We start from the raw sequence: 13,835 nt of genomic DNA, 5'->3' as shown, positions 1-13,835 counted from the left end.
CGGTGCAGTCTAGTTGTGTATTTATCAAAATATAAAGCGTGCAACAAAAATAAGCCACACAAATTTAGATGTAACTTTTATGTTAAAATTCTTTAGACCATGTTTCAGCATCATTATCATACATAATATTTACAGATGCATGTTCAATATTCAATTCATGCTGTAGAAAATCAATTAAAGATAGAAACATTTCTACGTTTATTTCTTCTTTTTTGTTATATAAACTGACATTAAGTGAAGGTATGCCTCCTATATCATCCGTGGGTGTAAATGCTATACCTTGTGTTTCTCCGAATTTTTTATTTATATAACTTTTAACCTTCGGTGTTACCTCTTCAATGAATTCTGTTGCTTCTTGAATGGATATATCATCTTCTACTTTTTTGGTAAATCTGTTTTCATAAACCATGAATGACTTTTGTGTTTCTGTATTTAATATTACTGCAGCATAATCGAAATTACCGTAGTTCTCCCCAATATCATAGAGGACATATGAAATTTCGTATTCCATTTTTGGATATTTTGTTACTAGGTATTGTTCTGCTTGATCAATTATCTTTTCTTCTTCTTTTTCATCGGGGATTAATGATTCCTTAAATTCACCGAAAGTCCAGAAAGCTCCAACTACTAATCCAACTACTAGAAACAAAAATATTCCAGTAACTATCACAAAGGTTTTGGGCCAAGTTTTATTTCTTATATTCACCATTTTACCTCCTTATTTTATTTATAAATTCTATAGCTGAATGCTTATTCATTGGAAAGTACCACTTCATTTGTAATAGTTTTTTGTGAAAACTTTCACTTAAATTAAGCTGCTTTACTAAAAGTAGGAAGTAAAACGCTAATTGATTTATGTAAATTAAAGTTGTTTATAAATATTGAACAAAGAAAGAATAATAATTACAGTTCCACATATCAAATGGAGATAAAATGATCTTTTACAATTTACTTCGGTATTTGAAGATAGAATAAATGATATCCCCAAGAAGATGAAACCTATATCAAAAATGAAAGGAAACAATTCTAAAGAAGATATGAAATGAGAAAGCATCAAACCAACAGCAATGACACTTAACATTAGAGAATAAGAGGCATATTCACTATTTGGTCTTAACAAATTATTTCCTCCAAATTAGCATAAAACAAAGTAAAAATGATTTGCCAATACAGTTATATATTTACTCACTATAGGTATATTTGTAATACGTTCAACAAACCGAAGAGTTTCATTTTTCGTGAGAGAGTTTTGTTTGTGAAATGTTACACTTACATTAACGGGTGCTTTAGTAATATGAGAATAGTAAATATACGTCAAAAAACGCTCAGATTTTTTTCTGAGCGTTTGTACTTGCCATTTAATTCGTTAATAGCATTTTTCTCCCCATTAACTGAACCCGTTACTAAAAAGCACTACCTTTTTTAACTATTTATTAATAAACCGATGTATTTTCTTTAGTGATATTTTCTAGAATTTCTTTCACACGTGCTAGGAAACGACCAGCAACTAAACCATCTAGTACACGGTGGTCTAATGAAAGACATAAGTTTACCATATCACGCGCAGCAATCATGCCACCATCCATAATAACTGGACGTTTCACGATAGATTCTACTTGTAAAATCGCTGCTTGTGGGAAGTTGATGATTCCCATTGACTGAACAGAACCGAATGATCCAGTATTGTTTACAGTGAATGTACCACCTTGCATTTCATCTGATTTTAACTTTCCTGAACGGACTTTTGCAGCAAGTTCGTTTACTTCACGACCAATACCTTTAATCGTTTTTTCGTCCGCATTTTTAATAACTGGAACGTATAGCGCGTCTTCTGTTGCTACTGCTATAGAAATATTGATGTCTTTTTTCTGAACGATTTTATCCCCAGCCCACATAGAATTCATCATTGGGAATTCTTTTAATGCTTGCGATACAGCTTTCACGAAGAAAGCAAAGTATGTAACATTAAATCCTTCTTTTTGTTTAAATTCATGCTTGATCGAGTCACGGTATTGAACCATGTTCGTAACGTCTACTTCAATCATTGTCCATGCATGAGGAGCTTCGTGTTTGCTACGTAGCATATTTGCCGCGATTGCTTTCCGAACACCTGTTACAGGAATTTCGATATCTCCCACTGCCACTGGAACATTAGGAACTGCTGTTTTCGGTGATGGAGCTGAAGTAGGTGCAGCTGCTGGTGATGGCGTAGAAACAGCTTGTTGCTCTACTTTTGCTACTGGAATTTCTCCACTTTCAACAATTTTCAGTAGATCCTTACGAGTGATTCGTCCTTCGTTACCTGTACCAGTAACTAAAGAAAGATCGATTCCATGTTCTTGTGAAATTTTCAGCACTGCAGGTGAGTAGCGTGCTTTGGCACCTTTTTCACGTTCTACAGGCGCAGCATGCTTTTGTACTTCCGCAGGTTTAACAGTTTCAGCAGTTGGCTCTTCAGGTGCAGCCTCTTTTACCTCTACTGTTTCTTCAGAAGCTCCACCTTCTGTTTCTATCGTACAAACGATTTCTCCGACAGCTAATGTGTCTCCTTCGTTTGCGATCAACTCTTTAATAATTCCTGTAAAAGAGGACGGTACTTCAGCTGTTACTTTATCTGTATTTACCTCAGCTAATGCATCGTATTTATTTACGTGATCGCCTGGTTTAACTAACCATTTCTCGATTGTTCCTTCTGTTACACTTTCGCCTAGTTGGGGCATTTTGATTTGTTCAATTGCCATTCGAGTTCCTCCTTATCAAATTCGCCTTGGCGTATTTGTGTCCAGATTTTTATCGAGCTTGCTCGATAGATTCCTTTAAAAAATCTGTGACATCCGCCGGAGGCAGTAACTTCATTCGGCAAAGTTTTTTTTTGCTTAATGAAGTTAGTATACCGCTAGCTCACGCATCGCTTTTTCGACTTTATCTGGATTGATCATGAAGAATTTTTCCATTGTTGGTGCATAAGGCATAGCTGGAATATCAGGACCAGCAAGACGCATAATCGGTGCATCTAGGTCGAATAAGCAGTTTTCTGCAATTATAGCCGCAACTTCCCCGATAATACTACCTTCTTTGTTATCTTCTGTTACTAGCAAAACTTTCCCTGTTTTAGAAGCGGCTTCTATAATTCCTTCTTTGTCTAAAGGATAAATAGTACGTAGATCTAAAACATGTGCAGAAATACCGTCTTTTTCTAAACGTTCGGCAGCTTGTAATGCAAAATGAACAGCAAGACCATACGTTATAACCGTAATATCTTCCCCTTCACGCTTCACATCTGCTTTCCCAATTTCAATAGTGTAATCTTCTTCAGGAACTTCCCCTTTGATAAGGCGATACGCACGTTTATGCTCAAAGAACATGACAGGATCTTCATCGCGAATAGCTGCTTTTAACAAACCTTTAGCATCGTATGGAGTAGATGGAATAACAATTTTCAAGCCTGGTTGGTTAGCGAAAATTGCTTCTACCGATTGAGAATGATAAAGTGCTCCGTGAATTCCCCCACCAAATGGTGCACGGAAAACGATTGGACAAGTCCAGTCATTGTTAGAACGGTAACGAATACGTGACGCTTCGGAAATAATTTGGTTAACAGCAGGCATGATAAAGTCAGCAAACTGCATTTCTGCAATTGGACGTAGTCCGTACATTGCCGCTCCTATACCAACTCCAGCTATCGCAGATTCTGCAAGAGGCGTATCTAATACTCGGTATTCTCCAAACTCATCATAGAGACCGTTTGTCGCTTTGAATACTCCACCCTTACGACCAACGTCTTCCCCTAGAACGAAAACGCGTTCATCACGAGTCATCTCTTCTTTCATTGCAAGTGTGATTGCATCAATATAAGACATGATTGCCATTATGCGTTCCCCCCGTCTTTTTCAGCGTACACATGTAATAGCGCACTTTCTGGTGAAGCATATGGAGCACTTTCTGCGTAATCCGTTGCTTCATTTACTTCTTTCATAATGCGATCATTAATCTCTTTTTCTAATTCTGTTGGTAATATATCTAAATCACGCAAATATTTTGCGAATGTAATAAGTGGATCCAACGCTTTACCTTCTGCAATGTCTTCTGCAGTACGATATTGTCTGTCATCGTCATCTGAAGAGTGAGCTGTTAAGCGATAAGTTACTGCTTCTATTAAGCTCGGGCCACCGCCATTACGCGCACGATCTGCAGCTTCCTTCACCACTCGGTAAACTTCGATTGGATCTTTGCCGTCGACCGTCACACCAGGCATTCCATAACTAGATGCTCGCTCTGCAACCGTTTTACTCGCAACTTGACGCTCAAATGGTACAGAAATAGCATAGTTATTGTTTTCAACCATTGTAATACATGGTAATTGATGAACTCCTGCAAAATTTAGACCTTCATGGAAATCCCCTTGGTTAGAAGATCCTTCTCCTAGTGTTACAAATGTAATGAAGTCTTTTTTCTCAATTTTCGCAGCTAATGCGACTCCCACAGCATGTGGTAATTGAGTAGTAACAGGTGAAGAACCAGTTAGAATTCTATTTTTCTTTTGACCAAAATGTCCTGGCATTTGACGACCACCCGAATTTGGATCTTCCGCTTTTGCAAAAGCGGAAAGCATTAGATCTTGGGCAGTCATTCCAAAGTGTAAAACAACTCCCATATCACGGTAGTAAGGTGCAATATAATCCTTTGTGTTATCTAGCGCAAAAGCAGCTCCTACTTGCGCTGCCTCTTGACCTTGACAAGAAATTACAAAAGGAATTTTTCCAGCACGGTTTAATAACCACATACGCTCATCAATACGGCGTGCCATTAGCATCGTTTCAAACATTGTTAACACATCTTCATTTGTTAAACCTAATTCAGCATGACGATTTGTCATTAGTACTCCCCCTTTATTAATAGACAAGCAGTTTTGTATTTACTTTAATCCTTGCATTATCTAATATTGGACATCTTAAGCACCTTAGGATAGCTAGGCTAGCATAGGGCTTACACACTTTTCTAGTTGGCTAGCACTAGACGCCAGTAGCTCGATTGCTTCAGACTTGTAGAAAAGGCAAAAGACGCCTTTGCTTCAAGTCTTCCAACGCTTTTCGCTGCTAAACGGCGTATGCCGCTTTTCTAGTTATGAATGGCTTTTCCGTCTACCGCTAGTGCTGCTTCTCCCATTACCTCACTTAGAGTTGGGTGCGGGTGAATGGTGTGGGCAATTTCCCATGGTGTTGCATCAAGAACCATTGCTAAGCCGGCTTCTGAAATAAGGTCAGTAACGTGTGGACCGATCATATGAACGCCTAGAATGTCATTTGTCGCTTTGTCTGCAACGATTTTAACAAATCCATCTGATTCGCCGTATACTAGTGCTTTTCCAATCGCTTTAAATGAGAATTTACCAACCTTCACATCAAATCCTTGTTCCTTAGCTTGTTGTTCCGTAATACCTACGCTGGAAGCTTCCGGATTTGAATAGATACAACGTGAAACTAATGCATAGTCAATTGGAGTGATCTCTTTACCAGCAATATGTTCCATCGCCGTAATTCCTTCATGACTAGCTACATGTGCCAGTTGAAGTCCACCAATTACATCCCCAATTGCATATATATGAGATTCTTTTGTTTGGAATGTTTCTGATACTTGGATAAATCCTTTTTCTACAACGATATCTGTATTTTCAATGCCAATACCTTCTACATTAGCTTGTCTGCCAACAGAAACTAACATTTTTTGTGCTACAAAGGTTTTTGTTTCACCGTTTATTTCAGCAGAAATTTGCACTTCTTTTTCTTTTGTTTCTAATGTTTCTGGAAGTACTTTTGCGGACGTTACAAATGTTATCCCTTTTTTAGCAAGCAGCTTTTGCATTTCTTTCGAGACATCTTTATCCTCTGTCGGAATGATACGATCTGCATATTCAACGACTGTGACCTCTACCCCAAAATCATTAAGCATCGATGCCCATTCAATTCCAATTACGCCGCCACCTACTATTAGTATAGATTTCGGTAACTCTGTCATAGCAAGTGCTTCATCAGAACTCATCACAAATTCTCCGTCAATCGTTAATCCCGGTAAAGTTCGTGGTCTAGAGCCAGTAGCAATTACTACATTTTTAGGTATAAGCATTTCATTTTCGTCGCCACTGTTCATCTCTACCGATATAGTTCCACCTGGTGAAGGGGAGAAGATTGATGGCCCTAACATTCTTCCAGTACCTTCGTAGACATCTATTTTTCCTTTTTTCATCAAGCCTTGTACGCCTTGATGTAATTGGTTGACGATAGACTCCTTACGCGCCTGTACTCTACTAAAGTCGAGTGTTACCTCTCCCGTATTTACCCCAAAATCTGCTGCATGATTTTTAGTAGTTGCATACACTTCGGCACTACGAAGTAATGCTTTACTCGGAATACACCCTTTATGTAAGCAAGTACCACCTAAATTTCCTTTTTCAATGATTGCTGTTGTTAATCCAAGTTGAGCTGAACGTATAGCAGCAACATATCCGCCCGTACCGCCACCGATAATTACTACATCATAATCTTTTGCCAACTGACCCATCTCCTTAAATTTTCATCTAAGAAGGCCGCTTACTTTAAAAGAAAGACGGCCTACTTTAGTTCATTAGATGAAATTAGTTGTTTTCTTAACGTCCGTTTAAGATATGTTTGCCATTTTGAAGGAATTGGCTACGTGATTTACTTACACGTGCAATTCTTTCTTCTGCTAAACGGTCAGCAGCGACATATGATGGCACACCATCGCGTTTGGAAATTTCAAAAATACGCTCAATTTTATCGTAAATAGTAGCAACACGTTTCATCGCACGATCTGCGTTGTATCCATTTAATTCATCTGCTACATTAATAACGCCACCTGAGTTAATAACATAATCTGGTGCATAAACAATGCCCATTTCATGGATTAGATCTCCGTGTGTAGTATCACGTAACTGGTTGTTTGCTGAACCAGCAATTACTTTTGCTTTTAGTTGTGGGATTGTATTGTCATTAATAATTGCACCTAAAGCACATGGAGCAAAGATATCTGCTTCTACTGAGTAAATATCGTTTACATCTACTTGAACTGCACCGAACGCATTTACTGCACGGTCAACTGAAGTTTGGTTAATATCTGCAACGATTAGTTTCGCGCCTTCTTTGTGTAGGTATTCGCAAAGAGTATATGCAACGTTTCCTACACCTTGTACTGCAATCGTTTTACCTTCTAAAGAATCTGAACCAAATGCTTCTTTAGCCGCAGCCTTCATCCCTACATAAACTCCGTAAGCTGTTACTGGTGAAGGGTTACCCGATGAACCGAATGCTTCTGAAATACCTGTTACATAATTCGTTTCTTCATGGATTAAGTCCATATCTGCTACAGTTGTTCCAACATCTTCTGCTGTAATATAACGACCATTTAACCCTTGGATGAAGCGACCGAAAGCACGGAACATTTCTTCATTTTTGTCTTTTAATGGATCTCCGATTATTACGGTTTTACCGCCACCGAGATTTAAACCAGCAGCTGCATTTTTATAAGTCATCCCTTTTGCAAGACGCAATGCATCCTCAATAGCTTCTTCTTCCGTAGCATAGTTCCACATACGTGTCCCACCAAGTGCAGGCCCTAAAGTAGTATCGTGAATGGCAATAATTGCTTTTAACCCTGAAGTTTTGTCTTGGCAAAATACCAATTGTTCGTAATCGTAAGTTTCCATATATTTAAAGATTTCCATGTGTAGTTCCTCCTAGTAGTTAAATGGGTCTAACTTATATATTCAATACCCCTATTGTTTGAAGTGATCCCATTTATGCTAAATGATATTTTTCTAACTTGTAATATAATGTGCGGAGTGAAATATTAAGTTGTTTGGCAGTTTGTGACTTGTTTCCTCCACAAACTTTCAATGTTTGTGCCAATACTTTCTTTTCCATTTCATCCATTTGCTCCGCTAGCGTACCAAGTGAAGTCTCTCCCTTGTCCTCATTTGGTAAGACTAGCATTGATTTTGGTAAGTGATGCTCTTCCACTATTCGATCGTTCGGCTGCAAAAAGATCATCGAACGACTTATAACATTTTCTAGCTCTCGTACATTCCCCGGCCAATCATATAATAGTAAACTTCCCATTGCTTCTTCTGAAAAGCCTTCTATATTGCGACCAAATTCTTGATTTAATCGGACAAGTAAATGTTCCGCGATTGCCGGAATATCCTGCTTACGATTGCGCAAGGAAGGAATATGAATGGGCATTCGATTCAATTGATAATAGAAATCTTCTCTAAAAGTACCTTCTAGCATGGCTTTTTCGAGATTCAAACTACTAGATGCTATAATTCGCACATCCACTGGTATCGATGTCGCCCCGTCCACTCGAATGATTGCATTTTCTCTAAGAACACGGAGCAGTTTGGCTTGTGTCTTTTTCGTAAGTTCCCCAACTTCATCCAAGAAAATGGTTCCATTTGTTGCTTGTTCAAAAAAACCATGTTGTATATATCCATCTTTTTCCGAACCAAATAGCTCAGTTTCTAACAAATACTCTTCCAAAGAGCTGCAATTAACACGAAGGAACGGATGATTTGCCCGTTCACTTTCACTGTGTATCGAAAGCGCAAATAAATCTTTTCCAGACCCGACCTCTCCCCTTAAGAGAACGGTTATCGGAACATTTGCCGCTAGCTTAGCCTGCTCAATTGTAAAGTTTATCTCATTTGATGTGCCGACGATATCTTCAAAACTATAAGTTGCGCCTAACGTTCTGATGAGTGTCCGTGCATGGTCTAATTCTTTCATTAAGCCACGCATTTCCGTCATATCGTGAATAACACCTACACTACCTTTTAGTTGTTGGTTAACAATAATAGGTGCGACATTGACGATTACATCTTTTTTCTGTTTTCCTACTCGTAAATTTACACCACGGATAGGTTTACGAGTTTGTAACACTTTCAAGTGGATACTTTCCCCTTCAGAAATATCTGCCGTTGCGGGTTGCCCAATTACTTCTGCTTCACTAAAGCCAGTTATTCTAGTATAGGCTGGGTTAATAAGAATCCCTTTACCTTCCTCATCCACAACAGAAATAGCGTCGTCACTTGAATAAATAATCGCTTCTAGCATTTTTTGAATTTCTGTTAAGTTAGTAATCTCTTCAGCTAGTCGAACTACTTCCGAAATATCCTTAAAAACTGCAATTGCACCAACCTGTTTTCCCGCTTCATCTATCATCGGATAACGCGAGGTAACAATTTTGGTACCGCTTTCAAGAATAAGTTCTTTGTTTAGCTCAACCCTACCTGAATCGAACACTCTTGGTAATTCACTTAATGAGATTACCTCATGCACATGTTTTCCAATGGCATTACCGACTGATATATGCGTCATTTTTTCAGCACTTTTGTTGAATAAATTCACGATACCTTGATCATCAATACCAATCATACCTTCTTCAATTGAATTGAAGATTAACTCTTGCATCATCTTTTTTTGATCAATAATGTTTATATATTTATTTTTTTCTTCTAAAAGTGAAACAATTAAGTTGGCGATTTCGCCTGGTATTAATACCGCAGTGGCAGGTCTATTTGCAAGAAGCTCATGAAATACCTCTTTGTTTCCAGTGACATCAATGATGATCTGAATATCTCCATTTAGGAGAGGTTTCCAATCTGTATATGTAGGAATATTATTCTCTTTTGCAAGTTTTAACCCGGGAGCAGTTTCATCAATGTCTACAATAGCTTTTACTTGAAGGTACTCAGCTTGTTGTATTAATTTCAAAAGTGCATATCCTCCATTACCAGCGCCTACTATTATTATGTTTTGCAAGAATATGCACACCCCCATTAATCATCTGCAACTTATTGCACTTCTCATTTATCATAACGCAAGTTTCTTTCGTTGACAATCATATTGTTGATAGTAAAATTAAATTAGTAGGAACAGGAGTGAAAAAAATGGCTCGTTTAGCGGCTTTAATCGTGTTATTAATTCCTGGAATTTTAGCAGCATTTGGGATTAAATTAATGAGAGATACGTTTTTCGGATTGCAAATCCTCCCTATTGGTGGCTTGGCCATTCAATTTATAAGCGGATTAATATTTACAGTTCTTGGATTAGGCTTCTTTGCAGGCTTCCTATTGAACCGTGATCGTAAAAATGGGAAAGTAGCTCCACGATTTCAAAAGAAAAAGACGTAGACTATAATAGTCAGCGTCTTTTTTGTTGTTGCAACACTTTTTCAGGATAATCAGTAATCCATCCAATGACAGACTCATGTGGATGTTGAATATACTTCTCGTTCCCCTTAATGTTATAAAAGCGCATCGGATAACCAGCATCCCACACTCTTCTCATCAAATCAGTATCATAAAATTTTTTATTGAAGTGAATAGCATCTATTTCTTTAATGGACAACACATAATCCCAATCAGAATTTTTTTTGCCTATAAAAGCTGTTTGGACATCACTTTTCATCGCATGTATGGTTTGTAGTACACTAAATTCAAAAGAAGAAAAGTGAACATCTGCAATTGGTGATGCCATTTCTACAACTTCTCTAATCTTTTCATTTTTCCCTAGAAAGGATTCTTTCAATTCAACATTTAACTTAATTCCTAAGGGTGTCACAAAACGAATGAATTCATCAAATGTCACAACTCGGGAATAGAGAAATTTACGGTAAAACACTCGACCAAGCTTTAGTTGCAAAATTTCTTCTGCTAGCATATCCGTAATTCTTCGCTTGTTTCCGGCAAGTCGAAAAAAGTCGATATCATGCGTGACAAAGGGCACGCCATCTGCTGAAAGCTGTAAATCTAGTTCAATCCCATCTACCCCAAGTTTCACAGCTCTTTTAAAAGCTTTCATAGAATTTTCTACTGTTTTGACTGGAGCTCCACGGTGAGCATACACAGGTATATTAGACATTTAACTCCCCATTTTCCAATTTGAATTTCCCTTTAGTTTGCTTCGTTAAATAGGAAGACTTGTTTCCAATTTGAATAACAGTTCCAGGATTTGCTTCTCTTTTAATATCGATGAAATAATCCGATGTTTGTCTTAACATTTTCAAGATCCGCTGTATCTCTTCATCTAACTCTTTTACTTTACGCTTGGTTTCATTGTATTTTTGCTTAGTTTGCTCGTATAAGGCTACTTGTTGAACAGACATAGAGCTTTTAAATTGGTTCAATTGACTTAAACTAAAGTTGAGCTTTGTTGTCTCTTCCTGTAGCTTCATCATTTCTTGTGCTTTAGTTTTAGCATTTTCCGTTAAAATTTTACGGTCAATTCCCTGTACAATCAACTCTGTTTTTCTTTCTGAGTTGTTACCAGAATATGCAGTACTAATTGAATTGATAGCAATCGCTTTACCACCAATAATTTTCCCTTTACGTTCATCTACAACAAGTTTATCACAAAAAATTGTAGCTCCTAGAGAATAAGATCCTATTTGTATAGTATCTTTTGCCTCTAATGTACATTCATTTGCATGCTTAACAAAAATATTTTGATGGGCTTCGATCGTTGTAATCCCTTTACCGAAGATACCACCTTTAATGAACACATCTCCCTCAGTAGATTTTATCAGTTCAGCTGCATGTACACCTTCATTGGAATCAATGGAGATATCCCCTGAAGCTATTATGGAATAACCAGCCATTACCGTTCCTTTAACTTGAATAGATCCATCAAATTTTAAATTTCCTGTTTCCAGTCCAACATCGCCATCTATAACTAGATGCTTTTGTACCGTAAGCACTCCATTAAGTTCTCCTATTACACCTTTTGTTTTAGAACGAAGGACTGTCTTCCCTTCTTCTTCTACTTCATAAGCTGATTTAGTATCATATTTCAACAGCGAATCATCACCCATTATAGGAGGAACTATCTCTCCGAAAATATTCTTACCTGGCACACCTTGCTGAGCAGGGATTTTTTCGCCAAGCCAAGATCCTTCACTAATCTCTACGAGGAAGTTCATATCAAAGTAATCTGCTTTCCCGTCATCATTGATCACTGGTGTTTTTTCCGCTTGTTGTAAATAAGTAATTTTGGCATTGGCACCTTTTTCAGGTGGAAGTCCCTCTGCAATTATGTAGGATTTACCTGTTTTAATCGACATTAAATCTAAAGACCGTTGTCCGAATATAATGTGATTGTCTTGTAGAAGCTTATGTATATTCATTTGAAGATTCTCTAGGTTATCTTGTATAAATTTTGGAGATTCATATATAGTGAGAAACGCTTGCATTTTATCACTGCTTATTTCTAATTCCATACTATCTATCCAAGCGCCCAACTCTATTGGCTCATGAGAACCGCTCTCAACTGCTTTTTTTACAGCCATAAAATCTAATATTTTAAGTCTTGGATGATTTCTAGTTAATTCATCCACCTTTTTTAAATTATAGCGTTCCTTTTTTATAGTCATAAATACTCGTCCATTATCTGTAGAAAGTATTATTTCATCATTTTCTATAATTATCATAACTTGCAACACTTCCTCTCAATATTATTATACTCAGTATCGAAAGAGGTGGAATAAATATTTTGATTAAACTAAATATATCGCTATTATTACCTAACAGCTTTTGCTAAAAAATTTGGAACTATAAACTGATACAGATAAATAGTCACACTAATTTCTCGTATAAAGGGTATAAAGTCTTTAACAGTAGATATTTCTTCAACGTAAAAAGTACTTGTACGCACAGTAGGTTTGGACTTCAAAATTTAATATATTAAAAAGCCAGCGAATAAAGAATCCGTTGGCTTTAGAAGGAGTATTTTTGAAGTTAAAAATTAAGCATCCAAAACAGTAAAATTTAACTAGCCATATTCTCCATACGAATCTTATCTGCGATCATCGCGATAAACTCGGAATTAGTAGGTTTGGATTTTAGGTGGTGGACGGTGTATCCAAATAATTTAGAAATAGTTTCATAGTTTCCACGGTTCCACGCAACCTCGATTGCATGTCTAATTGCTCGTTCTACACGGGATGGTGTCGTTTGAAACTTTTTAGCTATTTCTGGATATAAGACTTTCGTGATGGAACCTAATAATTCGATATCACTGTAGACCATTTGTATAGCCTCACGCAGATAGGAATATCCTTTAATATGCGCAGGTACGCCAATTTCTTTAATAACATTCGTAATGATATTGTCAATCATTCGCTTATTTTGTAGAGCTTCTTTTTCAGGGCTATTTTTAACAGGTGATTCTTGAACAAAGCCTTTTTTGCCTGCTACTTGTTTAATCTGTGTTACTAAGCGTTCAAACTCAAATGGCTTAAGCATAAAATAAGATGCACCCAGGTCAACTGCTTGTTTCATAACATCCTCTTGCCCAAAAGCGGTAAGCATAATTACATGGATATCTTTAAGTTTATTGTCTCTTTGTAGATTATCTAAAACGGCGATTCCGTCTAAGTGAGGCATAATAATGTCGAGTAATAACACATCTGGTTGAGTAGACTCCAAAAGCTCTAAACAAAGTTTCCCATTAACAGCTGTTCCAATTATTTCAATTTCCGGATGTTGATCGAAATAAGATTCCATCGTACGAATTAAGTCTTTGTTGTCATCCACAATTGCAATTTTTATCTTTTCCATTTTCTCATCCACCTTTTGTAATTTTTCACTCAGGTATTATTCTCTTTAATACGCCCAAATCCTTTATTGTTGTTAAAAATAAGGCTTTTATAATACAGTTTCGTTACGTTGCGACAAAGTTTTGAATATTATAACATTGATGTCGAATTATCTTTATATCCATATTATACCTAAATGTGTAAAAAGGGTAGACCTAAATTTCGGTCTA

Annotated in this window: 12 protein-coding genes; 1 reads left to right on the top strand and 11 read right to left on the bottom strand. The window is 37.1% G+C overall.

What is annotated here, in order from left to right:
* Nucleotides 1-82 precede the first annotated feature (82 nt).
* From BM260_RS16455 to BM260_RS16425, 8 genes are all read right to left on the bottom strand, one after another.
* Nucleotides 83-706 (bottom strand): hypothetical protein, encoded by a 624-nt coding sequence (locus BM260_RS16455; RefSeq protein ID WP_093538448.1) that lies wholly within the window; start codon nt 704-706, stop codon nt 83-85.
* Nucleotides 707-862: 156 nt separating this feature from the next.
* Nucleotides 863-1,120 (bottom strand): hypothetical protein, encoded by a 258-nt coding sequence (locus BM260_RS18530; protein WP_175496330.1) that lies wholly within the window; start codon nt 1,118-1,120, stop codon nt 863-865.
* 313 nt (nt 1,121-1,433) lie between these two features.
* The gene (locus BM260_RS16450) at nt 1,434-2,741 is read right to left on the bottom strand and encodes a dihydrolipoamide acetyltransferase family protein (protein ID WP_093538447.1); all 1,308 of its coding nucleotides are present in this window, start codon (nt 2,739-2,741) and stop codon (nt 1,434-1,436) included.
* A gap of 144 nt (nt 2,742-2,885) precedes the next feature.
* Nucleotides 2,886-3,869: an alpha-ketoacid dehydrogenase subunit beta gene (locus BM260_RS16445; RefSeq protein ID WP_093538446.1), complete on the bottom strand. Its 984-nt coding sequence runs from the start codon at nt 3,867-3,869 to the stop codon at nt 2,886-2,888.
* Nucleotides 3,869-4,876, bottom strand: coding sequence for a thiamine pyrophosphate-dependent dehydrogenase E1 component subunit alpha (locus tag BM260_RS16440; protein ID WP_093538445.1), 1,008 nt, complete (start codon nt 4,874-4,876; stop codon nt 3,869-3,871). Before BM260_RS16440 ends, BM260_RS16445 begins: the two co-directional genes overlap by 1 nt.
* 242 nt (nt 4,877-5,118) lie before the next feature.
* On the bottom strand, nt 5,119-6,549 hold the full coding sequence (gene lpdA / locus BM260_RS16435; protein ID WP_093538444.1) for a dihydrolipoyl dehydrogenase: 1,431 nt from the start codon (nt 6,547-6,549) through the stop codon (nt 5,119-5,121).
* Nucleotides 6,550-6,643: 94 nt separating this feature from the next.
* Nucleotides 6,644-7,738 carry a branched-chain amino acid dehydrogenase gene (gene bcd / locus BM260_RS16430; RefSeq protein WP_093538443.1) on the bottom strand — a complete coding sequence of 365 codons (1,095 nt, stop codon included), beginning with the start codon at nt 7,736-7,738 and terminating at the stop codon, nt 6,644-6,646.
* Between the two features lie 73 nt (nt 7,739-7,811).
* Nucleotides 7,812-9,833, bottom strand: a complete 2,022-nt coding sequence (locus BM260_RS16425) for a sigma 54-interacting transcriptional regulator (protein ID WP_093538442.1) — start codon at nt 9,831-9,833, stop codon at nt 7,812-7,814.
* A 128-nt stretch (nt 9,834-9,961) separates the two neighbouring features.
* Here BM260_RS16425 and BM260_RS16420 point away from each other — a divergent pair, with 128 nt between their 5' ends.
* Entirely contained in the window at nt 9,962-10,204 is a 243-nt protein-coding gene (locus tag BM260_RS16420; protein ID WP_093538441.1) for a DUF2627 domain-containing protein, read from the top strand.
* A gap of 10 nt (nt 10,205-10,214) precedes the next feature.
* On the opposite strand, the gene BM260_RS16415 is transcribed toward BM260_RS16420, so the two are convergent.
* The 3 genes from BM260_RS16415 to spo0A form a co-directional block, all read right to left on the bottom strand.
* Nucleotides 10,215-10,934, bottom strand: a complete 720-nt coding sequence (locus BM260_RS16415) for a glycerophosphodiester phosphodiesterase (RefSeq protein WP_093538440.1) — start codon at nt 10,932-10,934, stop codon at nt 10,215-10,217.
* A complete protein-coding gene (locus BM260_RS16410) occupies nt 10,927-12,498 on the bottom strand; it encodes a DUF342 domain-containing protein (RefSeq protein ID WP_093538439.1) in 1,572 nt (523 codons plus the stop codon). The genes BM260_RS16415 and BM260_RS16410 overlap by 8 nt, the downstream gene beginning before the upstream one ends.
* A gap of 337 nt (nt 12,499-12,835) precedes the next feature.
* Entirely contained in the window at nt 12,836-13,627 is a 792-nt protein-coding gene (gene spo0A / locus BM260_RS16405) for a sporulation transcription factor Spo0A (protein ID WP_093538438.1), read from the bottom strand.
* Nucleotides 13,628-13,835 lie beyond the last annotated feature (208 nt).

The sequence above is a fragment of the Psychrobacillus psychrotolerans genome (assembly GCF_900115805.1).
In the GTDB taxonomy this organism is placed as follows: domain Bacteria; phylum Bacillota; class Bacilli; order Bacillales_A; family Planococcaceae; genus Psychrobacillus; species Psychrobacillus psychrotolerans.
Note: the sequence above shows the minus strand (reverse complement) of the source record. Positions and strands in the feature narration are given on the sequence as shown.

Excerpts from the sequence above, each read along its gene's own strand:
- BM260_RS16450 (WP_093538447.1), bottom strand. The coding sequence starts at position 2,741 with ATGGCAATTGAACAAATCAAAATGCCCCAACTAGGCGAAAGTGTAACA.
- BM260_RS16445 (WP_093538446.1), bottom strand. The coding sequence starts at position 3,869 with ATGGCAATCATGTCTTATATTGATGCAATCACACTTGCAATGAAAGAA.
- BM260_RS16440 (WP_093538445.1), bottom strand. The coding sequence starts at position 4,876 with ATGACAAATCGTCATGCTGAATTAGGTTTAACAAATGAAGATGTGTTA.
- bcd (WP_093538443.1), bottom strand. The coding sequence starts at position 7,738 with ATGGAAATCTTTAAATATATGGAAACTTACGATTACGAACAATTGGTA.
- BM260_RS16420 (WP_093538441.1), top strand. The coding sequence starts at position 9,962 with ATGGCTCGTTTAGCGGCTTTAATCGTGTTATTAATTCCTGGAATTTTA.
- BM260_RS16415 (WP_093538440.1), bottom strand. The coding sequence starts at position 10,934 with ATGTCTAATATACCTGTGTATGCTCACCGTGGAGCTCCAGTCAAAACA.
- BM260_RS16410 (WP_093538439.1), bottom strand. The coding sequence starts at position 12,498 with ATGATAATTATAGAAAATGATGAAATAATACTTTCTACAGATAATGGA.
- spo0A (WP_093538438.1), bottom strand. The coding sequence starts at position 13,627 with ATGGAAAAGATAAAAATTGCAATTGTGGATGACAACAAAGACTTAATT.